Origin of the sequence: Acetobacter sp. DmW_125128 (assembly GCF_008704325.1) — a bacterium.
Classification (GTDB): Bacteria; Pseudomonadota; Alphaproteobacteria; order Acetobacterales; family Acetobacteraceae; genus Acetobacter; species Acetobacter oryzifermentans.
The window spans coordinates 18,085-39,834 of record NZ_VHOP01000022.1 but is presented as its reverse complement, the minus strand read 5'-3'; the positions used below and the strand labels follow the sequence as shown (position 1 = coordinate 39,834).

The window sequence follows — 21,750 nt, the reverse complement described above, 5'->3', positions numbered from 1 at the left end:
TGTTCATGCTTTATGTGCCAGAGAGCCAGACAGGCATGCCCCGTAGGGCGGTTTTGCATCTGGCGGAATAGGTGGCTGTTTTCGGCAAGGCAGGCTGTTATCGGGCCACCTGGGCACTTCCGTCTTTTTCCGGAGAAATGCGTTATGGCACCACTTCCTTTCCAACAAAGCTATGCAGCATTGCCAGAGCGGTTTTATGCTAGCGCGCCTCTTTCTCCTGTGCCAGATCCCAAGCTGATCCGGTTGAATTACGCCTTGGCAGAACAACTTGGGCTGGATGCACAATGGCTGGCCAGCCCGCAGGGCGTGGCTATGTTATCTGGCAGTGCAATGCCAGAAGGTGTGGATCCACTTTCCACGGCGTATGCGGGGCATCAGTTTGGCAGCTTTAATCCGCATTTGGGCGATGGGCGCGCCTTGTTGCTGGGGGATGTGCAGGACGCTCAGGGCCATGTGTGGGAAGTGCAGCTTAAAGGTTCTGGCCCTACACCGTTTTCACGCAGGGGGGATGGCCGCGCTGTGCTGGGGCCTGTGTTGCGTGAATATGTGGTCAGTGAGGCCATGCACGCCTTAGGTATTCCCACAACTCGTGCGTTGGCTGCCGTAAAAACAGGCATGGCTGTTTTACGTGAAACTATGTTGCCTGGGGCTGTTCTGGCACGTGTGGCTTCCAGCCATATCCGGGTTGGCACGTTTCAGTATTTTGCATCGCGGCAGGATTTGGCAGGACTGCGGATTTTGGCGGATTTTGCCATTGCCCGGCATTACCCGCAGGTAGCACAAGGCCCAGCGCCGTATCTGGAGTTTCTTCAGCAGGTTATTGCGGCTCAAGCCAAGCTTATCGCGCAGTGGATGCTGGTTGGGTTTATTCATGGTGTAATGAATACGGATAATATGGCCGTATCAGGGGAAACCATAGATTATGGTCCCTGCGCTTTTATGGATCAGTATGACCCCAATACCGTGTTCAGTTTTATTGATGAGCGCGGGCGTTACGCCTTTACCAATCAGCCAACAATCGCCTTGTGGAATCTTACGCGCTTGGCGGAAGCCTTGTTGCCACTTCTTTCTGAGGATGAAGATGAAGGCGTGGCCTTGGCCGGGCAGGCGCTTGAGCAATTTGGTGGACTGTTCCATGGCGCATATTTTGCGGGATTGCGTGCAAAACTTGGTTTAAAAACACAGCAAGCCAAGGATGAAACATTCTTCCATACTTTGTTTGCTCAGATACAGGAGCATCAGGCTGATTTCACCAATACCTTCCGCAGTTTGAGTGATGAGCGTGTGATAGCGGGTGAGTATGTGCCCGATACGTTAGAGGGTATGCAGCCCTGGCTGCATCAATGGCGGCAGCGCTTAACGCAGGAAGCGGAAGATGCACCAGCGATACGGGCAGAGAATATGCGCCGCGTAAACCCGTGTTATATCCCGCGCAACCATCTGATAGAGTCCATGATCGGCACTGCTGTAAATAATGATGATTATACGCTGTTTGAGGAAATGCTGCGCCTTACCGCATCACCTTATACAGAGCAGGCAGATATGGCGCGGTATGCGCAACCACCCCAGCCTGAAGAGCGCGTAAGATATACATTCTGTGGTACGTAATCACCGCTTATACGCAACCGGTAATGACGATAAAGCGGTGGTTATCGGCTGTGGTTTCAATACGTGCTGCTACGCGGTACACAGTGCGTAACAATGCTGGAGTTAAAACCTCCGCCGGAGGGCCGGAGGCAATAATACGGCCTTCGTGCAGCACACAAACCAGATCGCACAAGTTTAACGCGATGTTCAGATCATGTAGCACCATCACTGTAACAAGGTTGTTTGCACGCGTGATCTGCGTGAGTAGTTTTGTAACAGCATACTGATAATGCAGATCTAGCGCACTAAGTGGTTCATCCAGCAACAAGGCCTGCGGTTGGCGGCCAAGAGCCTGAGCCAGACCAATGAGCTGACGTTGACCGCCGGAAAGCTCATTCAATTTTCGCAATGCCAGATGGGCAATATTAAATTGCTCCAAAAGGCTTAGTGAAACCTCAATATCTTCTTCATTTGGGGTATCAGCAAAACGTTGCCCCTGCTTGTTGGGCATAACACGTTTTGCAGCCAGCATAGCTTCTAGCGCAGTGATATTAACAGGTGCGGGCAGGGCTTGCGGAAGATACAGGCAGTGTTGGGAACGTTCAGGCAAACGCATGCTGGTAAGCTGAAGACCATCCAGCGCAATAGTGCCTTGAGCAGGTAATAGGCCACTCATGGCGCGTAACAAGGTGGATTTGCCGCTGCCATTTGGCCCCAGCAGGGCACAGATACGCCCATGTGGAAAGCTAGGTGTTGTGAGATCATCCAGCACCGTATTGCGTCCATAATGGACGGTGAGATTTTGTGCTATCAGGCCAGAGGAATATTTGCCTGCTGTCATACCATTGGCCGCTGTTTAAGGATAATGGCCAGAAAGAATGGAATGCCCACCAGTGAGGTAATAATACCAAGAGGCACCACAATGCCCGGCACCAAAATACGCGCAACCAAAGAAGAAACAGACAAAATAAGCGCGCCGGTGAGTAAGCTGCCGGGTAGGCTGAAATGATGATCTTCTCCCACCAGTCTGCGTGCAATATGTGGGGCTACTAACCCCACAAACCCGATCACGCCCACAAAAGCAACGGAAAGAGCGCATAAAAAACTGATACGTAAAAGCGTTGCTCGGCGTAGCCGCGGGACATCCACCCCAAGACTGGCGGTGCGCTCTTCTCCCATTCTTAAAAGAGTCAGCCTTCCAGCAGAGCGCAAAGAGAGTGGGAAAATAAGAACCAGACTGCCAGCCAACAAAGCTAAAGAGGCCCATGTAGCGCGGCTGAGGCTGCCGAGTGTCCAGAAAACCAGATCTTGCAGTGTATCTTCACTGGCAACAAATTGCATAAGAGCAACAAGCGCCTGAAACGAAAAAACAAGCGCAACCCCACAAAGAATAACCGTGCTGGTATCGGCTTGTCGGAAGCGTGTTAGCATATCCAATGCAAAAACGGAGAAGACCGAGAACACAAAGGCACACCCTGCTACCAGCCAGTTATCGGGCACGCCTGTAATGTGCCATTGCAAAACAATAGCTAAAGAAGCTCCAAACGCTCCGGCAGCGGAAACACCTAATGTAAATGGGCTGGCTAATGGATTGGCCAGAACTGTCTGCATTTCTGCACCTGCCAAGCCCAGAGCGCCACCTATGCAGGCAGCCATGAGGGCATAAGGCATCCGAATTTGCCATACAATAATGGCAGTTTGCTGCGGCACAGATGCTGAATTGAACAGTGTATGCAAAAAGAGGGTTGGAGAGAGATGAGCAGGCCCAACCAGAAAATTGGCACCAAGTGAAAGTACAACCCCAACAGCCAGACAACCAAGGATAAACAGCCGTTTATAGATGCTGGCACGATATGTAACTTGCACAGCAGTAAGGTCTGGCAGCGTGTTCTTGAGGCCCGGCATAGTATCCTGTGCTTGACGGTGTGCAGTGGAAAAGGCTTTGTGCGTTTTCATCTTTTCCTTCTGCATGAAACTCGAAAAACGGATAGGTGTTGGCACAGATGATTATAATGCAAAATGGTTATGATCCATCTTTGCCCGTAAAGGAAACATCCTTCTCCTTTACAGTAACGCCAGAGCAGGCAGGAGAGCGGATTGACCGTTTTCTGGCAGCTATAATGGAAACACTTTCACGCTCACGCATTAAAAGCCTAATTGAAGAAGGGCACCTTAAGTGTGATGGCGTGTGCATAAGAGAACCAGCAGCCATAGCTCGTGCTGGCATGAAAGTGGAATTGACCATTCCACCCGCAGCCCCCGCAGTGCCGCAAGGAGAGGATATTTCTTTCACCGTTTTGTATGAAGATGATGATCTGATTGTGCTGGATAAGCCCGCGGGTCTTGTTGTGCATCCCGCGCCGGGGAATGAGACAGGTACGCTGGTTAATGGCCTGATTGCCCATTGTGGTGAAAGCCTGAAAGGTATTGGGGGAGAACGCCGCCCGGGTATTGTGCATCGGCTGGATAAAGATACCTCTGGCGTTATGGTGGCAGCTAAAACAGAGATGGCACATCAAGCCTTGTCAGAAGATTTTGCCGCTCGTCGGATAGACCGTACCTACTTGGCCTTTTGCTGGGGGTTACCCAATCCGGCGGAGGGAGATTTTGAAGGGGCAATCGGGCGCGATAAGCGAGACCGCAAGCGCATGGCGCTTACCCCCAAAGGCGGAAAATGGGCGCTCACACATTACCGCACGTTGCAGGCTTTTGGCACGGGGGCTGCCCTTGTGGCCTGCAAGTTGGCCACAGGGCGCACACACCAGATCCGTGTGCATTTTTCTGCGAACGGACACCCTTTGATAGGTGACCCGCTGTATCTGCGTCGGATTCCCGCAGCCTCTCGTGTAATGCCTTCTGCAGCCCGTGCTGCTGCTCTGGACTTTCCGCGCCAAGCTCTTCATGCAGCGCGGTTGGGGTTTATACATCCCAGAACGGGTGAAAAATTGTTGTTTGAAACCCCTATGCCGGAAGATATGCAGGCATTGGAACGCAGCTTGAAGGCTGATCAGGAATAGGTTTTTCGATTCGGAAACGAGAAACAGGACTGCACAGGTCCAGAAATATGGCTGTCTTCTGCCATGCATCTTAGAATTCTTGACACATGTGCTTTTTCCAGCGCACCCTATTGCACCCACTAGGCCTTGGAAACCGTAGCCGAACTGGTGGGAGAGCCTCTTTTCAGTTTGCCGCTCATACGGAGGGCAGAGGAATTGAGGGTTAAGACATCTGTCCATCGCATGACTGGATCTTGCCTCTTTTTATGAATGCATTGCGGGCGTTACGGGAACCCAAAGCATTCAAGGGAGTTTCCAGTTCAGGGGAGTAGTCAGCACATGGTATCTTCCGTTATCAATGTTGGGCCTGAAAACAATCTTTCAAGGTACCTTCAGGAAATCCGCAAATATCCTCTCCTCACACCAGAAGAGGAACTCAGCCTTTCACGTCTGTGGCGCGATAAAGGAGACGTTAAAGCCGCGCATCAGCTTGTAACCTCTCATCTGCGTTTGGTTGCAAAAATTGCCATGGGTTACCGTGGTTATGGCCTGCCAATCAATGAACTGATTAGTGAAGGCAATATTGGCATGATGCAGGCCGTAAAGCGGTTTGATCCAGAAAAAGGGTTCCGCTTGGCCACATATGCCATGTGGTGGATTCGTGCAGCCATTCAGGAATACATCCTGCATAGTTGGTCTTTGGTGAAAATGGGCACCACTGCGGCTCAGAAAAAGCTGTTCTTCAATCTGCGCCGCCTGAAAGGGCAGATGCAGGCCATTGATGATGGTGATCTGAAGCCAGAGCAGGTGAACAAGATTGCTACAACACTGGGTGTTTCTGAACAGGATGTGGTGGATATGAACCGCCGCATGGCAGCCCCAGACCATAGCCTGAATGCACCCATGCGGGCCGATCAGGATAGTGAATGGCAAGACCGGCTGGTTGATGATCACACCAATCAGGAAGACGTTTACGCTGAGAATGAGGAACTTTCTGGCCGGAAAGCGCTGCTTTCTTCCGCTATGGAAAACCTGAACGAACGTGAACGCCGGATTTTTACGGAACGCCGGTTAAAGGATGATCCCTCAACGTTAGAAGAACTGGCGCACGAATATGGTATCTCGCGCGAGCGGGTGCGCCAGATTGAGGTGCGTGCGTTTGAAAAAGTGCAGGCGGCTATGAAGAAGGAAGTTCAGGCCCGGCGCGAAGAAACCTCCCAGAATACATAATAAGCTTTGGCGTTTCCTAATTGCAGGCCATGCAGGCAGGAAACGCCAAGATGCTTATATTTGTTTGAGCGTATAAGGGAATGCTTATGATCAGGCAGCCGCAGCGTCTTGAATGAAAAATGTGGCGTCTGTTCTGCCGTTCCAGCTTTCTGCCCGCAAATACCCTGCAAGATGCAGGGCCGGGCGTGTTGTATCTTCCAGTTTGGCTGCGAGTGGGTTTTCATGCGCGCGGAACAGAAGCGCTTTCAATCGGCCGTTATTTTCACCCTTTAAAAGCAGACGCAGCGTATTGCCATCGCGGCCAATGCGATCTGCACGTATAACTGTTACGCGTGGTATGGCCAGCAGAGGTTCTGGGTTTCCAGCACCAAACGGCGCAAGGGCACCCATGTCTTGCGCTAATTCAGCCGTGGCGCCAGAAATGGCCACCACCGCATCTACTGTAAGCGGCACTTTTTCTGGAAGCGTGGCAGCCTGCGCCAACCGAGTATCTAGAAAGGTATGAAAGTCTTCCAGCTTATCTGCTGTAAGGGAGAAACCAGCAGCCATGGCATGGCCCCCGCCGGTTTTCAACATACCTGCCTGACGGGCTGCAATAATCACGGTGCCAAGATCTAAGCCGGGAACAGAGCGGCCAGAACCTTTAATCGTGCCATCTTCTTGTTCTGCGCCTACAAGGGCAGGGCGATTGAACCGTTCCTTAATACGCCCCGCTACAATACCGACAACACCGGGATGCCAATCTTTCCCCGCTAACATGATAACAGCGTGTCCGGCTTTTTTCTGAGCTTCTGCCTGTTGCATGGCAAGATCCAGAATATCGGCCTCAACACCTTGCCGACGACGGTTTACAGCATCCAGACGTTCGGCCATCTGGCGTGCTTCAAAGTTATCTGGGCAACGCAGTAGGCGGAGGCCTAAGGCTGCTTCTGCAATACGGCCACCCGCATTAATACGAGGCCCTAACGCAAAGCCGCAGGAAAAAGCATCTGGCGCTTTGGTAACGCCAGCAATTTCCATAAGTGCATTCAGGCCAGTACGTTGGCGGCGGGCCATAATTTTAAGCCCTTGCGTTACAAACGCACGGTTAAGCCCATGCAGTGGCATAACATCACAAACCGTTGCCAAAGCCACCAGATCAAGCTGGCGCATAAGATCGGGCGGAGGCTGGTTTGCTGTAAACCAGTCTGCACGCCTCAGATCTCTCGTAGTGGCAACTGCGGCAAGAAAGGCAAGGGCTGCTGCGCAAATATGATGCAGGCCAGAGGGGCAGTCTGGCCGATTAGGGTTGACCGTTGCCAGAATAGGGGGAAGGGCATCTTCCGATTTGTGATGGTCCAGCACAATCACATCGGCTTTGTCTGTCATCTGACACAAAATATCTGCTGAAGCGGTGCCGCAATCCACACAAATCAATATGGAAGCGCCCTGCGCCACCAAATTATCCAGTGCGGCTACGTTAGGGCCATATCCTTCGGTCATTCTGTCTGGAATATGGGTATGAACAGTGCAGCCGAGTTCTTCAAAAAAAGAGGCAAGAATGGCGGAGGCGCAGGCACCATCCACGTCATAATCACCAAAAATCCCAATTACTTCACGATTCTGGACAGCTTTTGCCATGCGGGCAGCAGCCTTATCCATATCCGTGAGAGTGGAAGGATCGGGCATAAGTGCCCGTAACTTGGGTTCCAGAAAATGAGGGGCTTGATCCGGGGTAATCTGGCGCATGGCCAGCAAACGGCCAACAATTTCTGGAATACCCAGTTGTTGAGCCAAAGCAGCCCCCAGACGCATCAGGGCAGGATCTTCTGCCCCGGCACGCCAAACCCAACGCCGCCCACCAAAGCTGGCATCCACCCCTAATACAGCAAGCGTGGAAGTTTCTTCTGGTTGTTCGGTAAGTTGCAAGGTGCTGCTTTGCATCACAATTCAGAGCTGTTTATTGCGGAGCCCATGTTTTAGTTTTGAAATTATGGTGGCCTTCAATAAAGCGCACCGTTCCAGATTTGGAACGCATAACCAGAGAATGCGTAATGGCCTGATGCGGCAACTGCCGAACACCACGCAGCAACGTGCCAGTGGTTACCCCCGTGGCAGAAAACAGCACAGAGCCAGCAGCCAGATCATGCAGGCCCAGCTTGCGATCGGGGTCTTTGCCAGGGTTCATTTTGCGGGCGCGTTCACGCTGTCCTTCATCTTCAAACAGCAGCCGTCCTTGCATTTGCCCTTCTACGCAGCGAATGGCAGCCGCAGTCAACACACCTTCAGGTGCACCGCCAGAGCCTACATAAATATCAACCTGACTGGTATCAAGGCAGGCGGCAATTCCGCCTGCCACATCGCCATCTGTCAGCAGGCGCACACGCGCACCGGCAGCACGGGCGCGGGCAATCATTTCTTCATGCCGTTCCCGGTCAAGTGTGCAGAGCAGAAGATCCTGAACACTTTTGCCTTTGGCTTTGGCCAGATTTTTCAGGTTGTTTTCAATGGAATTATCCAGATCAACAACACCTTCGGGCAGATTGGGGCCAACCACAATCTTGTCCATATAAATATCTGGCGCATGCAGGAAGTTACCACGTTCTGCCAGTGCCACCACGGTAATGGCATTTGGCATATCTTTGGCGCAAAGATTGGTGCCTTCTAGCGGGTCCACGGCAATATCCATGCCGGGGCCGCCAGAGCCTACTTTTTCACCAATATAAAGCATGGGGGCTTCATCCATTTCCCCCTCACCAATCACCACCATGCCATCAATGGCTACGGTATCAAATGCTGTGCGCATGGCTTCTACGGCAGCGCCATCCGCATCGTTTTTGCGGCCACGCCCTGTCCACCGGGCGGAAGCCAGAGCAGCGGCTTCCGTGACACGCACCAGCTCAAGCGCCAGATTGCGGTCAGAAACAACAAAAGGAGAGGGGCCTATGGAATCAGACATCAGAAACAGGATCCTTGCTTAAAAGTCTATGATACCGGAAAAGGTGGCTAGAATCAGGCTGTTTCGATCCGAATCATCACAGGGCTGTCCGTCACCACGCTCAATGCATCTATTTTGGTGATGGCATCCTGCATGGCGGCTTCTGATGTCTGATGCGTAACCAGAACAAGCGGAACATACGGTGTTGTCTCATTTTCCGCAGGATGCTGAAGCATGCTGCGCAAGGAAACACCGCAATCACGCAAGACAGCTGTAATGTCTGCAATAACGCCGGGGCGGTCTTCTACCATGAGGCGGAGATAGAAAGCGCCTGCTCCGGTGCCAGCAGGGCAAGCACGCAATGCAGGTTCTGCACTGGCCTGCACGCCCCATACCGGAATGGTGTGGCCACGGGCAATATCAATCAGATCCGCGGTTACGGCACAGGCTGTTGGGCCAGCACCGGCACCGCGGCCTTCCAGCATGATACGGCCAACAAATTCACCTTCAGCCACAACGGCGTTAAACACGCCATCCACCTGCGCAATAGGTGCGTTGTGTGGCAGCAAGCAAGGTGCAACACGCGCTTGCAGGCCTGCATCTGTCAGCCGGGCAAGGCCCAGAAGTTTGATGCGGTAGCCAAGGGTGCGAGCAAAAGCAAAGTCAATGGCGCCAATTTGGCGGATGCCTTCTACCTGCACGGAATCAAATGCTACTGGGCGACCAAAAGCCAAGCCTGCCAGAATTGTCAGTTTGTGGGCTGCATCTATGCCGTCAATATCGGTGGAAGGGTCGGCTTCTGCATATCCCAGATCCTGTGCATCTTTCAGCACCAGATCGAAATCCTTACCCGTTTCACGCATTACGGTAAGAATATAGTTGCACGTGCCGTTCAGGATGCCGCCAACATGCAGGAATTTGTCTGCGGCCAAGCCTTCTCGCACTGTTTTAATGGCAGGGATGCCGCCTGCTACGGCGGCTTCAAACAACAGGGGAGCGTTGTTGTCTGCACTAAGCTTGGCAAGGGCGGAGCCGTGAACAGCAAGAAGAGCTTTATTGGCGGTTACAACTGGTTTGCCAGCAGCCAGAGCTTTTTCTACCAGCGCACGGGCCGGGCCTTCGCTTCCACCAATCAACTCTACAACAACATCCACATCTGGGTCTGAAACCAGATCCAGCGGGTTATCATGCCAATGTAACGTGGAAACATCTATGCCGCGGTCGCGCGTGCGGTCTCGAGCGCTTACGGCCACCACTTCCAGTTTGCGGCCTGCGCGGGCGCTCAGCAGATCTGCATTCATACGCAGCAGGCGAATAACGCCAGCGCCAACCGTGCCCAGACCGGCAATACCAAGACGAAGATGAGAAGAATTGGAACAGGATGTCACGGTGCAACAGGCTCCGGCTTTTTGGTAGAGGAAGAAGAAGATGGCGAGATACCATGCGCAGACAGGAACCCACGAATGGAACGCAGGGCCTGACGCAGGCGCTGGGTGTTTTCAACCAACCCAATACGAACATGGTCATCACCATATTCACCAAAGCCAAGGCCAGGAGCCACAGCCACGCCAGCTTCTTCCAGAAGGAGTTTGGAAAAGGCAACACTGCCCATTTCACGGAACGGCTCAGGAATAGGGGCCCAAGCAAACATGGAACCTTCTGGAGAAGGAACATCCCATCCGGCTCCGTGTAGGCCGCGAATCAGCACATCGCGCCGGTCTTTATAAAGAGCACGCAAGTCAGCCACACAGTCCTGCGGGCCGTTAAGGGCGGTTACAGCAGCTACCTGAATAGGCGTGAAGGCGCCATAATCCAGATAAGATTTAATGCGGGTAAGTGCTGCAATTAGGCGCTCATTACCCGCAGCAAAGCCTACGCGCCACCCAGCCATGGAATAGGTTTTGGAAAGAGATGTGAATTCTACAGCAATATCTTTCGCGCCCGGCACGGCCAAAATGGAAGGAGGCACAAGATCACCAAAATAGATTTCAGCATATGCCAGATCAGACAGAATCCATATTTCTTCCTTGCGGCAGAAAGCAACCAATTCCTTATAAAAATCCAGATCAGCCAGATAGGCCGTTGGGTTGGACGGAAAGTTTACAATCAACGCGGTGGGCTTGGGCACGGAATGGCGTACAGCCCGCTCTAGCGCGCGCAGCATGTTTTCATCCGGCGTTGCCGGAATGGAGCGGATGGAAGCCCCGGCAATAATAAAGCCAAACTGATGAATGGGGTAGGAGGGGTTAGGCACCAAAATGGTGTCCCCCGGGCTGGTAATAGCGGAAGCCAGATTGGCTAACCCTTCCTTGGAGCCCAGTGTGACAATCACTTCCTTGTCCGGGTCCAGCCCAACGTGAAAGCGACGTTCATAATACCCAGCAACAGCCTTGCGTAGCCCCGGAATACCGCGACTAACAGAATAACGGTGGGTACGAGGATCCTGCACCGTTTCCAGCAGTTTATTAACAATGTGCTGCGGGGTGGGGGTATCTGGATTGCCCATGCCGAGGTCAATAATATCCTCGCCCCGCGCGCGGGCTGCTGCCTTGGCCTGGTTTACCGAGGCAAATACATAAGGCGGCAGACGGCGGATGCGATGGAATTCTTCAGTCATGGGTTTTTAATGCTCTAAAGAAACAGGAGGTAAGGAACCCCCCGCAGGTTTGTGGGAAGAAGCATAGTAATCGTCAGAGCAGAACAGGCAACTCCTCACTCTGCCCAAAATGCTGGAATGACACTTTTGTAAGTGAGTTTCAGGGGCTGGTCGCCACTTTGGCACCTGTGCCAAAGGCATCCCCCCGTACATGAATGCTGGAGGAAGGCACGCCAAGATTTACCAGTGCTGTTGCCAAACGTTGAGCCCGCAAAATCCCAAGTTTTACAGCATCAGACTGATCCTGCGCGCTTAATGAAAGGGCATTACCAAACCCACGGATAAAGAATGGCCCATTAGGGTGATCCGCTTTGAGTTTGCTGAGCGTATTTTCCTGCCCGCTGGACAGCACATCTGACTGTGGCACAAAATGGAAAGAAGTGCCTTTTACATCAACCAGATCATAGTTTGGCTTGATGGTATCTGGCACATGCGCATCGGAAGGCACATCAAAGCCCGGAAAAGATGGGGCTGTGGGTGGGCCATCTGGAATCTGCGGAATATCAGAGGCCGGTATTTCTGTTTGTGCGGCTTTTGGGCGCACTGCTGGCATGCCAACTTCTGGTTCGGCTTCTGCCGTTTTATCCTGCGCCTTGTTAGCGTGGCTATCCTTGGAAGATGCCTTGCCGGTTGGGGACGCAGCGTTTTGCGTATTTTGGTTTGGTGAGGAATCCGCAGCATCCATAATGGCACCACTTACGCCTTCTGGCAGGCTGGCCTGTTGAGAGCCATCTTGTGCCGTGCCATTTTGCTGGGGGGAGGACGCAGCAGAAGGGGCCGCTTTTGCCGGAGGCTGTGCTGTAGCAGAAGGCGGAGGCGGAATATTGGGGATAATGCTGCCATTGGCAGCGACTGTCCGGTAAGCCAGATTGCGCTCACGAATCAGCCCTTGAGTTACCAGCGCGCGATCTTGGGGGGAGGGCATTTCCGGCGCTTGTGTGGGGGTAAGGCCAACATGCGGGTAGGGATCGTAAATACCGGGCGGCGGGGGGCGTTGAGAAGCAATAACCCCACCGCGCATATGCTGCACCCAAGAAAGCGTGCCATCAACGGCATCCTTATGGGGGCTGCATCCGCCAAGAAGAAGCGCACCAGAAGCCATGAGCACCCCAAGCCGTACAGCATTTAGACCTATGGCGCTGCGGGGTGTCCGCTTGTGTTCTAAGCTGGGTTGCGGCATGGCAGCGCGGATACTCCGACTAATGGAAACCAGACAGTAAGACAGAGCGCACCTTACCCTTTTCCGTCCCGGCTGGCGAGACAGCACATGATTGCCCCTTGGCAGGCAGCCTTAGGCAGCGCAGGATAAGAGAATGTACACAGATACAGAACATGCGGAGAAAGCAATGACGGGCATTTTCCCCCGTAACGCCATCAAGATGGATGACGAACCGGAAACTCCGGCAGCCCCGGAGAAGGCAGAAGAAAAAACAGCCGGCGCCCCGCATGGCGAACTGGAACACAAGTTGTTCAAGCAGCGGAAAGTGCTGATTTTTGGCGGAATTGATGATAAAATCGCCCGCGATGTAACGGGCCGCCTTTTGGCGCTGGCTGGTGAATCTGACCAGCCGATTGATGTCTATGTCAATTCTCCCGGTGGGCATGTGGAAAGTGGTGACACAATCCATGACATGATCCGCTTTGTCGATTCGATTGCCCCGATCAACATGATTGGCACAGGCTGGGTGGCATCTGCTGGTGCGCTGATTTTTGCCGCCGGGCATAAAGAGCGCCGATTCTGCTTACCCAATACACGCTTTTTGCTGCATCAGCCGATGGGTGGCGTGCGTGGTCCGGCAACGGATATCGACATTGAAGCGCGTGAAATTATCAAGATGCGTGAACGGCTAAACCGGATTTTCGCTAAAGAAACCGGCCATAGCTATGAAAAAGTCGCAAAAGATACGGATCGCAACTATTGGATGTCTGCCAAGGAAGCGATTGATTACGGCTTAGTGACCAAGATCATTTCAAAGCTATCTGATCTGCACTAATACACATCGCGCCTGCTTCGCATTTCCAACTTTGGATTGGGCGAGGCAGGCGCGTTTGCGTTACTGGATCTGCCAGAATGTCTGCCCAAAAGGTTGGGTGTCGTATGAGGCAAGATCCCTAGAAAACAGGTTCCTCACATGGGTTCTCTGAGCGATATCTATTCTCATCTGCCTGAAAGCATGGATGATTTGCCTCCGCCGCCCAATGAGGCCGCAGTGGAAGAGGCTGATTATCGTGCCCGCCATTGGGTAAGCCCCGTAAAAGGGCCGCTTACGCCGGGGTCTGAGGCGCATAAACATGCCTTGGCGGAAATGTTCCGCGAGACGTTTAATCCTTACAGGCCATCCGTTATCAATTGGCCTAAATTGGACCCGGAAACGCTCAAGCGCATAATGTCCCTGCCTATCTGGGATATCGCCGTGCAGACGGAAGGCAAAGCGCGCCTGCGCATGGCTGCTTATGCTAATCTGGTTACAGACCCGGATATGAAGGATGCCATCTCCCGCAATGCGTGGGAGGAAAACCGGCATAAGGAAGTGCTGTCCAAAATGGTGGCAGCCTATGATATCCCTATGGCGCCGGAACCTCCTTACGTTGAGCCCAAGGATGTTGAGTGGGCGTATCTGGTGACAGGTTTTTCCGAATGTGCGGACAGTTTTTTTGCCTTTGGCATGTTCGAACTGGCCAAGCGTTCTGGCTATTTTCCGCCTGAACTGACAGACACGTTTGAACCTATCATGCAGGAGGAATGCCGCCATATTCTTCTGTTTGCCAACTGGTTGGCATGGAACCGGGCTGTTATGCCCTGGTGGCGTCGGCCTTACTTTGAGCTGAAGGTTCTGGCTGTTTGGGCATTCCTTGGCTACGAGCGCTTGTCTCTTGTGCGCACGGTGGATGATAACGGCCAGGTACATACGCAGGACAACAATTTTACGGTAACAGGCACCAAGGAAGTTACCAACATTCAGATCAATCTGCCTGATTTCATGCAGCTTTGTCTGGATGAGGATGACCGGCGTTTTTCCGGCTATGATCCACGCCTGCTGCGCCCAACAACCACGCCTGCCATTGCACGCGTTATTCGTGATGTTGGGCGGTGCTGGGAATTTGCTAGCGGTGTTTTCAAGGCAAATCGTAAAACAGCAGCTTAATCTGTTTTAAGGTTTATCCCAACCAGCCCGATTGTCTTATTTGGGTTGGTTGGGTAATTTTTTATCTGCTTGAGGCTTTGGCGTTGCCATAGCGCCTATAATGGAAAGGTGGGGGCGTTTTTGGGCGTTCTGTTATAGCTTGGGCAATAAGATCATGATCCGGTGCACGGTGGCACACAGGGTCAGTCGCCGTAGCATCTCCCGCTAGAGCCAAGGCTTGGCAGCGGCATCCGCCCCAATCATCTTCTTTGAACGCGCAGGACTGGCATGGTTCGGGCATCCAATCTGTGCCACGGAACAGGCGGAACAGGGGTGCATTTTCCCAGATATCGGCCAGAGAACCTTCTGCAACAGAAGGCATCTGAATGCCCGGAATGCTCTCTGCAGCATGGCATGGCAGCACTTTGCCTACAGGAGAAACGTTTAGAAAGCGTTGGCCCCACCCACCCATGCAGGGTTTGGGCCGGTCTGCATAATAATCTGGCGTTACAAAATCTATGCTCATGCGGCCAGCGAGACGGGTGCGTGCTTCAGCAACAATTTTTTCTGTTTCTTCAACCTGAGCACGGCTGGGCAGTAACGCATTACGGTTGAGTAGCCCCCAGCCATAATATTGCGTATGCGCAATTTCTATGCGTCTGGCCCCAAGCTGTTCAGCTAAGGCCAGCATAGCTGGCACACGTTCACAGTTTTGCCGATGGATTACAAAATTCAGTGTAAGGGGCAGCCCTTCGGCCTTAATAAGTTGTGCCGCTTCCAGCTTTTTGGCGTGGGCACCTTTCATATGGGCAATATGGTCTGCGCTTTCAGCTTCGGCATCCTGAAAGGAAAGTTGGATATGGTCCAACCCAGCATCAGCCAGTTCTTGCAGGCTTTTGGCATTGAGCAGCACGCCAGAGGTAATCAGGTTGCTATATAATCCTGCTTTGGCGGCATGAGCGACAAGTTCGGGTAGATCTGGCCTTGCCATAGGCTCACCGCCAGAAAAGTGAACCTGCAATACGCCCATTTCAGATGCTTCGCTCAGCACACGTTTCCAGTCTTGTGTGCTGAGTTCCTGCGTGCGGGGTTCCAGTTGTAAAGGGTTGGAACAGTAAGGGCACTGTAAAGGGCAACGGTGCGTGAGTTCTGCAAGCAGGCTCATGGGAGGGGGAGGCATGTTCATACTGCCAGCAACACCTGCTTGGTGGTTAGATCCTGTAAAAGGGCTAGCACATCCCGTGCAATAATATCCCGCGGGGCGGAAAATTTTTGGCAGAGCAGCTCTAATATATCTCCCACATTGCGGGTACCATTTATGAGTTGTAGCACTTCAACCGCGATAGGGTCTGCATGAAAGGCGCGTTCAGGCGCTTGAATGAACCATACTTCCCGCACGCGGTCATATTGCAGGCGTGTGCCTCGCGCAAATCGAAGGATACTGCTTTCAGAAATCATGGAAGTATCGGGTGTTTGGCTCATGCTGCAGTTTCTGGGCGGAAAGAACCCGGTGGAATACGAGCGGGCGTGACGTAAGCATAATCCAGCGCATCCAGCATGGACCATAGCACGCCGCATTTAAATTTAAGTGCGTTGAGCACACTCTGCTGTTGTTCCACTGTGCGAGCGTGCTCCTTTACATAAGCAAGCGCAAAAGCAGAATCCTGTGGTGCCTGTGTCAGGCGCGGCTTAAAGTAAGCCAGTGTTTCTTCGGTAATAAAGGCATAGTTCCGCAACATGCCCGAAACACGCTCGCTGATAATGGTGGGAGAGAACAGTTCTGTCAGGGAGGAAGCAATAGCCTCCAGCACAGAACGTTCGCGCACAAAATGCACATACGCCTCTACAGCAAACTTTGTGCCAGGCAGCAGACCTTCGAGTGATTCGACATAGGCACGATCTAGCCCCAGGCCATCCGTAAGCTTCAGCCAGCGCGCTACGCCGCCGGAGCCCGGTTCTGTGCCATCATGGTCTTCTAACCGTCTCCGCCATTCACGCCGCAATTCGGCAGTGGGAAGGCGTGCGAGAAGAGAGGCATCTTTAGCGGGAATGCTGGCCTGATAGTAATATCTGTTCAACGCCCATGCCTGAACCTGTCCTTTGTTCAGTTTGCCATCGTGCAATGCGCGATGGAAAGGGTGCAGATTGTGGTAGCGTTCTGCGCCTATGGCACGCAGGGCTTGTTCCAGTTCATTCGGGGTGAGCAGTTGGGTGGTCATAGCGAGACTTTCATTCCATCAAATGCAACATCCCATCCTGCTTGCTCTACGGCATGGCGCTCTGGTGAATCGGCCAAGAGAATAGGGTTGGAATTATTGATGTGGATGAGAATTTTACGTTTCACATGTAAAGGGCGGAAGGCGGCAATGGTGCCATCGGGCTCATCTGCAATGGACATGTGGCCCATGCGGTGCCCGGTTTTGCTGCCCAGTCCGGCGCGGATCATTTCATCATCTGTCCACAACGTGCCATCAAAAAACACAACATCTGCGCCATTTATGCGGTTGCGTAGGGCATCTGTCATCATCGCGCAGCCGGGAATAAACAGGGCTCGGGCGTGGCCATCCGTTATCTCCAGCCCAATGTTTTCCCCATTGCTCATGATTTCAGCAGGGTTTTCGGCCTTTTCTGCGTAAAGGGGGACTTTGCCCGGTACAATAAAGGGCATGATGCTAAACTCAGCCGGAACCAAGGAAATAGGGTGCTCCGGTTGCATGGCGCGGCGTGGCACAAGCGTGCGATCTAGTGCATTAAAAATAGGATTTGCGTTAAGCTGATCCAGCACAGGTTGTGTGGCATATAGATTAAAGTGCTGCCGCTCGCGCAGGGTGAGCAGGCCCGTAATGGCGTCTATTTCCCCACTTGTAAGCACAACGCCAGAAATGGGGGTGGAGCGTAGCCCTTCACGCGGGAACATATCCGGTGTCTGGTTGATCTGGGTGCGCAGATCGGGCGAGGCGTTGAGTACATACCAGTGCTGGCCATCTCCGCTTACGGCAATAGATGCCTGCGTGCGGGAAGGGGCTGCGGGGTCTCCCGCACGGGCGCGGCGGCAAGCTGGGGCGTTAGAGTTCCATTGCGGAAAGCCGCCACCCGCACCTGCACCAAGAACAACAATTTCAAGCATAACAACACATCTAAATAAAAAAGCCGCCAGTGCAAAACCGGCGTTAAAACCGGTAATGGCTGGCGGCTAAGCTGGGCATAACCCCGACTTATTTCTTCTGGCCGCAAACGTAGCTGTTGATTTCAGCGCCCAACGGAATTTCGGTAACTTTTGGTGCAGTCCAAGCCATAAGCCTGTCTCCTTGATTGAGTTGAAACAGAGCAGATTCCTACAGGCTCTCCAGATAAAGATCCGCAGGAAAAAGCCGCTTTTGCGCCTTGCAGTGTGATGAAAAATGGCTATCACGCAAGGGTTCTACCCCCCAAAGAGGCGCGTAGAGGGGCTATTTTCACGCAACTGTGAATAAAAGAAGGGCTGTACAGCACAACAGCACAAAATGCGTGCAAGATTTGTCTTGGCTGGCGGAGTCTTCTAAAGCAGCCCAAACAGGCAAGGCCTCAGCCCAGCGGGGTCACTATGCCGGGGAGGAAACAGATGAGTGACCAGATACGGGTTGGGGTAAGACGCACGCATGATGAATAGTCAGGTTAAGGCTCTGTTTGTCCGTGTCTTTCGCAATACCGGGTATATTCTGGGGGGGCGTGGGTTTTGCGCGGCTCTATCACTTATAACCACAGCAGTTTGCGCACGTGCATTGGGCTTGCAGGATTATGGTGTTCTGCTGCTTATCAATTCTTTTGTTCTCTCCTGTTCAGCAGGGTTGCGGTTTCAATCTTGGCAACCTTTGCTGCAATACGGCAGTAGCTTGTACCGTAAGGGGGACAGGCATCCGTTTCAGATGCTCTTACGCCATTGCATGCTGCTGGATGGCGTAGGCGCTGTGGCAGGTATGGGTGTTGCCTTGCTGCTGTGTGAATGGTTCGGAAATCTTTTAGGCTGGGGAGATGCGTCTTCCGCTACACCGTTTTGGTACATGACAGTTATTCTGTTCATGAACACAGGTGGCGCTATGGGCGTGATGCGGTTGCTGGATCGGTACGAACTCTCTGTGCTGGCAGATAGCGGAAGCGGGTTGATCCGTTTGGTGGGTAGCCTTGCGGGGCTGTTCTGGCATTGGTCTTTTACCAGTTTTTTGGTGATCTGGTATTTCTCAACTGTTGCATCATTTTTTATCAATTATGGCATGGGCGCGTATCTGCTTTTGCGCTCAGATGGGTTGCAGAATTTCCGTATATTCGGCGTGCCTTGGGTAAGCCCTATCAAGGGTATCTGGCGCTTTATTTTTTCTGTCAGCATCAATCAGGCGCTTGCACGGCTTTCTTCGCGCTTAACGGTGATGATTGTAGGTGCCGTTCTTGGCCCGCAGAGTGCTGCCATTTATAATGTAACGTGGCAGATTTCTGATGGTCTGGCGCGCCCGGCCCAGATGATGACACCAGCTTTGTATCCAGAACTGGTGGCCTTGAAAGATAAGCGAGACTGGGCATCTATCCGGCAGGTAACGCATCGTATCTTGCAAGTGCTTGGTGTGTTCTCGGCAGCGGTGCTGGCCATTGTGTTTGTGTTGGGGCCTTGGTTGTTGCATGTGCTGCTGACTGTGCCGTGGTCTGGCACCCGCACACTTCTGCTGCTGATGACATTAACTGCCATTCTGGACTTGTGGGATGTGCCGCTAGAACCTTTGTTGGTTTCTCTTAATCGTGCCCATCAGATTTTGCTGGGGCGGTTGTTTACAATGTGCGTAACACTGCCCTTGCTGTATTTCCTAACTTCTGGGTTAGGGATGACCGGAGCCGGTCTGGCAACATTAATAGGCGAGTTGGTAATTTTCCTAACCCGGCTTGTGCCTTACCTGTTGATGAGCCGAAAGCAGGATTTTGGAAGAGGCAATGGCTAAGGCAACGCCAGTTTCTGATACATATGAGGTGTGGATACTGGATACACATCGTGCCGGTGAAATGGCGCAGTGCAGGGCTTTGGCGGATATGCTTGGATTGCCGTGCCAGATTATTCCACTCCAGGCAGATTTTAGCTTGCCAGAGCAGATTCCGGATACCCGAAACCTCCGGTTGATTCTGTCTTTTGGTAATGCAGTGCAGGCTGCCTTGGCGTTGCGAACGCGTTGTAAAAACACGCCAGCCATTGTGCAATTAGGGCGGCCAAGCCATGTGCCCGCAGCAGATTTGGATCTGATAATTATTCTGCCGCAGGATGATTATCCAGCAGCTTCCAACGTATTGCGTTTAAGATTTCCCTTAAATGGCGCGGATAAAGGCCAGAGATTTATACCGCAAGCAAATCCAGTTACGCGGCATGGCGGCACGGTTGTTTTGTATGGTGCGCCCTCAAAGCAGTTTTTTCTGGATAAGCAGGATACATATAAACTTCTAAGTTTCAGCTATAAACTGGCACAGGCACACCATGAACCATTGCATGTGCTTACCAGCCCAAGAACTCCTGTAGAGGCTGAAGGTTGGCTGGAGGATATAAGTAAAACCATTCCAATGCAGATTTACACGTTCCGAAAAGGCGTTAACCCTTTCCAGAGGTTTTTGCAGGAGGCCAACAGGTTTGTTGTAACTGGGGATAGTGCATCCATGTTGGCAGATGCGTGCCGTACGGGGGCGCCTGTATGGCTATTTCCATTACGGGCTAAGCAAAGCTTCATGGAATGGTTGCAAGCCAGCGTAGATTGGCTGGGGTTACACACTATCCGCAACAGGCTCGTGCGTTCTGGTTGGTTGGGAAGTGGGACATGCTTTGAGAAGTGGCATACCACTCTGGCCGAGCAGAATTATATCCATTTGGTGTCACCACAGGTTTCTTCTCAGGCATTGATGTGGCAGCCAGATGCATTGCGGCGGGATGATGATATGCAAAAATGTTATGAGAGTATCATGAAACTGCCTTTGTTTATTGCCAGATAAGCCGCGGCATTAGATATGCTGGGGAGCGTGGCAATGTTTGCCACATTGATGGTTTCTGCCATTGAGAAGTCTGTTTCGGCTGACGACTTATAACGGCATTTCACAACGGGCAGACATGTGCATGCACGATAATCTTGAACGGAATGAGCAGGCAGTTCTGCAAGGAACATGCGCAGCCATTGTTACGTATGGTGACCGTGTCCATTTTCTAAAACAGGTTTTGGAAGGTGTTTTTAGCGCCGGTGCCGGGCATGCCGTTGTTGTAGATAATGGCACGGCAGAAAGTGTGGCGGCAGAAATTGCCAGATTGCCAGAAATATTCGGGGCGGATCGGCTTACCATTATTCGCCTGCAAACCAATACGGGTTCAGCCGGTGGTTTTCATGCGGCTATTCAGGCAGCGGCTTTGCGTGAAAGCACACAGCATATATGGGTGCTGGATGATGATAACAGGCCTGAGCCAAACTCCCTGAAAGCTCTTTCCAAAGCATGGATAAGTATGGGGGCAAGTAAGCAAGTATGTCTCAGTAGTTTTAGGGAAGATAAAACAACATATAAGAAACTTTTTAAAACCTATAAGCTGCACGGAATTACAAAAAACTCATTTTTCGGTTTTTCCATGCAGACTTTGTTGCGGAAACAAAAAGCAAAGGTTTGGCAGAAAGATGGGCTGAAATGCCTGCAAATGCAGATGTCAGCTTATGGTGGTTTCTGGTTTCATAAAAGCTGGATTCAAAAAGTTGGTCTGCCGGATGCACGGCTTTTTCTTTATTTTGATGATTACGATTTTACCCTACGGATTACAGAAAACGGAGGGCAAATTTGGGCGTGCCAGAACAGTGTTCTAAAAGATCTGGAACTATCATGGCAGGTCAATGATTCCGTATTGCAACACTGGCTGCGTGAAGAAGAAAACTTTTCCCGCACTTATTTCTCTATTCGAAACCGTGTTTATATTGAAAGAAACTTTGTAAAAAATAAGTATATTTATGATGCAAATATCATTCTGTATTTTATATCAAAGATTATTTTTAAAAATAGGCAGAGTATTTACTATCATTTCCGGCATCCTCACTTGGTGTGTAGAAGGTGGAAGCTGATTGCGCAGGCTATACAAGCCGGTAAGGCTGCAGATTTTCAAACACCCCCTCCGGCAGTTTGAAGGAAATGTTTGCTAAGCTGCTTAACGCGGTTTTAAAGAATTTTCTTTCTGTAAGGCTAAGCAAAGCCTGATACTTTAATCAC

General features: G+C 52.0%; 20 protein-coding genes. 8 read left to right on the top strand and 12 right to left on the bottom strand.

The genetic code is table 11. The annotated features are described in order from the left end of the window. The first annotated feature begins 144 nt into the window (after positions 1-144). Positions 145-1,608, top strand: coding sequence for a YdiU family protein (locus FKW19_RS09060; RefSeq protein ID WP_089179499.1), 1,464 nt, complete (start codon positions 145-147; stop codon positions 1,606-1,608). 7 nt (positions 1,609-1,615) lie between these two features. On the opposite strand, the gene FKW19_RS09055 is transcribed toward FKW19_RS09060, so the two are convergent. Both FKW19_RS09055 and FKW19_RS09050 read right to left on the bottom strand, forming a co-directional pair. Further along, complete coding sequence (locus tag FKW19_RS09055; protein WP_089179498.1) at positions 1,616-2,428, bottom strand: ABC transporter ATP-binding protein; 813 nt, start codon at positions 2,426-2,428, stop codon at positions 1,616-1,618. Then, entirely contained in the window at positions 2,425-3,543 is a 1,119-nt protein-coding gene (locus FKW19_RS09050; protein ID WP_162870691.1) for an iron ABC transporter permease, read from the bottom strand. Before FKW19_RS09050 ends, FKW19_RS09055 begins: the two co-directional genes overlap by 4 nt. 47 nt (positions 3,544-3,590) lie before the next feature. Here FKW19_RS09050 and FKW19_RS09045 point away from each other — a divergent pair, with 47 nt between their 5' ends. Further along, positions 3,591-4,604 carry an RluA family pseudouridine synthase gene (locus tag FKW19_RS09045; protein ID WP_193561106.1) on the top strand — a complete coding sequence of 338 codons (1,014 nt, stop codon included), beginning with the start codon at positions 3,591-3,593 and terminating at the stop codon, positions 4,602-4,604. A 249-nt stretch (positions 4,605-4,853) separates the two neighbouring features. After that, positions 4,854-5,813 carry an RNA polymerase sigma factor RpoH gene (gene rpoH, locus FKW19_RS09040; RefSeq protein ID WP_006115933.1) on the top strand — a complete coding sequence of 320 codons (960 nt, stop codon included), beginning with the start codon at positions 4,854-4,856 and terminating at the stop codon, positions 5,811-5,813. A 90-nt stretch (positions 5,814-5,903) separates the two neighbouring features. Here rpoH and recJ read toward each other — a convergent pair whose 3' ends face one another. The 5 genes from recJ to FKW19_RS09015 form a co-directional block, all read right to left on the bottom strand. Then, positions 5,904-7,736, bottom strand: coding sequence for a single-stranded-DNA-specific exonuclease RecJ (gene recJ / locus FKW19_RS09035; RefSeq protein ID WP_089179496.1), 1,833 nt, complete (start codon positions 7,734-7,736; stop codon positions 5,904-5,906). 16 nt (positions 7,737-7,752) lie between these two features. Further along, positions 7,753-8,751, bottom strand: a complete 999-nt coding sequence (glpX, locus tag FKW19_RS09030; RefSeq protein ID WP_006115935.1) for a class II fructose-bisphosphatase — start codon at positions 8,749-8,751, stop codon at positions 7,753-7,755. A 53-nt stretch (positions 8,752-8,804) separates the two neighbouring features. Continuing rightward, the gene (locus FKW19_RS09025) at positions 8,805-10,118 is read right to left on the bottom strand and encodes a homoserine dehydrogenase (RefSeq protein ID WP_089179495.1); all 1,314 of its coding nucleotides are present in this window, start codon (positions 10,116-10,118) and stop codon (positions 8,805-8,807) included. Further along, a complete protein-coding gene (locus FKW19_RS09020) occupies positions 10,115-11,347 on the bottom strand; it encodes an LL-diaminopimelate aminotransferase (protein WP_035353357.1) in 1,233 nt (410 codons plus the stop codon). The genes FKW19_RS09025 and FKW19_RS09020 overlap by 4 nt, the downstream gene beginning before the upstream one ends. A gap of 139 nt (positions 11,348-11,486) precedes the next feature. Further along, positions 11,487-12,653, bottom strand: a complete 1,167-nt coding sequence (locus tag FKW19_RS09015) for a hypothetical protein (protein ID WP_089179494.1) — start codon at positions 12,651-12,653, stop codon at positions 11,487-11,489. 46 nt (positions 12,654-12,699) lie between these two features. Here FKW19_RS09015 and FKW19_RS09010 point away from each other — a divergent pair, with 46 nt between their 5' ends. Together FKW19_RS09010 and FKW19_RS09005 are read left to right on the top strand one after the other, a co-directional pair. After that, positions 12,700-13,380, top strand: a complete 681-nt coding sequence (locus FKW19_RS09010) for an ATP-dependent Clp protease proteolytic subunit (RefSeq protein ID WP_006115939.1) — start codon at positions 12,700-12,702, stop codon at positions 13,378-13,380. A gap of 138 nt (positions 13,381-13,518) precedes the next feature. Beyond that, the gene (locus tag FKW19_RS09005; RefSeq protein WP_089179493.1) at positions 13,519-14,532 is read left to right on the top strand and encodes a hypothetical protein; all 1,014 of its coding nucleotides are present in this window, start codon (positions 13,519-13,521) and stop codon (positions 14,530-14,532) included. Between the two features lie 61 nt (positions 14,533-14,593). Here FKW19_RS09005 and pqqE read toward each other — a convergent pair whose 3' ends face one another. The 5 genes from pqqE to pqqA all read right to left on the bottom strand — a co-directional run bounded on the left by pqqE (position 14,594) and on the right by pqqA (position 17,807). After that, positions 14,594-15,697 carry a pyrroloquinoline quinone biosynthesis protein PqqE gene (pqqE, locus tag FKW19_RS09000; protein WP_089179492.1) on the bottom strand — a complete coding sequence of 368 codons (1,104 nt, stop codon included), beginning with the start codon at positions 15,695-15,697 and terminating at the stop codon, positions 14,594-14,596. Next, positions 15,694-15,969: a pyrroloquinoline quinone biosynthesis peptide chaperone PqqD gene (gene pqqD / locus FKW19_RS08995; RefSeq protein ID WP_081461428.1), complete on the bottom strand. Its 276-nt coding sequence runs from the start codon at positions 15,967-15,969 to the stop codon at positions 15,694-15,696. Before pqqD ends, pqqE begins: the two co-directional genes overlap by 4 nt. Before the next feature lie 20 nt (positions 15,970-15,989). Continuing rightward, the gene (gene pqqC, locus FKW19_RS08990) at positions 15,990-16,730 is read right to left on the bottom strand and encodes a pyrroloquinoline-quinone synthase PqqC (RefSeq protein WP_089179491.1); all 741 of its coding nucleotides are present in this window, start codon (positions 16,728-16,730) and stop codon (positions 15,990-15,992) included. Beyond that, complete coding sequence (pqqB, locus tag FKW19_RS08985) at positions 16,727-17,638, bottom strand: pyrroloquinoline quinone biosynthesis protein PqqB (protein ID WP_089179490.1); 912 nt, start codon at positions 17,636-17,638, stop codon at positions 16,727-16,729. Before pqqB ends, pqqC begins: the two co-directional genes overlap by 4 nt. A gap of 88 nt (positions 17,639-17,726) precedes the next feature. Then, positions 17,727-17,807, bottom strand: a complete 81-nt coding sequence (gene pqqA, locus FKW19_RS08980) for a pyrroloquinoline quinone precursor peptide PqqA (RefSeq protein ID WP_014457297.1) — start codon at positions 17,805-17,807, stop codon at positions 17,727-17,729. A gap of 342 nt (positions 17,808-18,149) precedes the next feature. Between pqqA and FKW19_RS08975 the strand changes: the two genes are divergently transcribed. The 3 genes from FKW19_RS08975 to FKW19_RS08965 all read left to right on the top strand — a co-directional run bounded on the left by FKW19_RS08975 (position 18,150) and on the right by FKW19_RS08965 (position 21,667). Further along, positions 18,150-19,475: a lipopolysaccharide biosynthesis protein gene (locus FKW19_RS08975; protein WP_006115945.1), complete on the top strand. Its 1,326-nt coding sequence runs from the start codon at positions 18,150-18,152 to the stop codon at positions 19,473-19,475. Further along, complete coding sequence (locus FKW19_RS08970; RefSeq protein WP_089179489.1) at positions 19,468-20,505, top strand: ELM1/GtrOC1 family putative glycosyltransferase; 1,038 nt, start codon at positions 19,468-19,470, stop codon at positions 20,503-20,505. The genes FKW19_RS08975 and FKW19_RS08970 overlap by 8 nt, the downstream gene beginning before the upstream one ends. Before the next feature lie 115 nt (positions 20,506-20,620). Then, positions 20,621-21,667: a glycosyltransferase gene (locus FKW19_RS08965; protein WP_338076441.1), complete on the top strand. Its 1,047-nt coding sequence runs from the start codon at positions 20,621-20,623 to the stop codon at positions 21,665-21,667. The last annotated feature ends 83 nt before the right edge of the window (positions 21,668-21,750 follow it).

Coding starts and splice junctions, on each gene's coding strand:
- FKW19_RS09060 (WP_089179499.1), top strand. CDS start 145: ATGGCACCACTTCCTTTCCAACAAAGCTATGCAGCATTGCCAGAGCGG.
- pqqC (WP_089179491.1), bottom strand. CDS start 16,730: ATGACCACCCAACTGCTCACCCCGAATGAACTGGAACAAGCCCTGCGT.
- pqqB (WP_089179490.1), bottom strand. CDS start 17,638: ATGCTTGAAATTGTTGTTCTTGGTGCAGGTGCGGGTGGCGGCTTTCCG.
- rpoH (WP_006115933.1), top strand. CDS start 4,854: ATGCATTGCGGGCGTTACGGGAACCCAAAGCATTCAAGGGAGTTTCCA.
- pqqE (WP_089179492.1), bottom strand. CDS start 15,697: ATGAACATGCCTCCCCCTCCCATGAGCCTGCTTGCAGAACTCACGCAC.
- FKW19_RS09020 (WP_035353357.1), bottom strand. CDS start 11,347: ATGACTGAAGAATTCCATCGCATCCGCCGTCTGCCGCCTTATGTATTT.
- FKW19_RS09055 (WP_089179498.1), bottom strand. CDS start 2,428: ATGACAGCAGGCAAATATTCCTCTGGCCTGATAGCACAAAATCTCACC.
- FKW19_RS08970 (WP_089179489.1), top strand. CDS start 19,468: ATGGCTAAGGCAACGCCAGTTTCTGATACATATGAGGTGTGGATACTG.
- recJ (WP_089179496.1), bottom strand. CDS start 7,736: ATGCAAAGCAGCACCTTGCAACTTACCGAACAACCAGAAGAAACTTCC.
- FKW19_RS09005 (WP_089179493.1), top strand. CDS start 13,519: ATGGGTTCTCTGAGCGATATCTATTCTCATCTGCCTGAAAGCATGGAT.
- FKW19_RS09050 (WP_162870691.1), bottom strand. CDS start 3,543: ATGAAAACGCACAAAGCCTTTTCCACTGCACACCGTCAAGCACAGGAT.
- pqqD (WP_081461428.1), bottom strand. CDS start 15,969: ATGATTTCTGAAAGCAGTATCCTTCGATTTGCGCGAGGCACACGCCTG.
- FKW19_RS09045 (WP_193561106.1), top strand. CDS start 3,591: ATGATTATAATGCAAAATGGTTATGATCCATCTTTGCCCGTAAAGGAA.
- FKW19_RS09010 (WP_006115939.1), top strand. CDS start 12,700: ATGTACACAGATACAGAACATGCGGAGAAAGCAATGACGGGCATTTTC.
- pqqA (WP_014457297.1), bottom strand. CDS start 17,807: ATGGCTTGGACTGCACCAAAAGTTACCGAAATTCCGTTGGGCGCTGAA.
- FKW19_RS08975 (WP_006115945.1), top strand. CDS start 18,150: ATGATGAATAGTCAGGTTAAGGCTCTGTTTGTCCGTGTCTTTCGCAAT.
- glpX (WP_006115935.1), bottom strand. CDS start 8,751: ATGTCTGATTCCATAGGCCCCTCTCCTTTTGTTGTTTCTGACCGCAAT.
- FKW19_RS08965 (WP_338076441.1), top strand. CDS start 20,621: ATGTGCATGCACGATAATCTTGAACGGAATGAGCAGGCAGTTCTGCAA.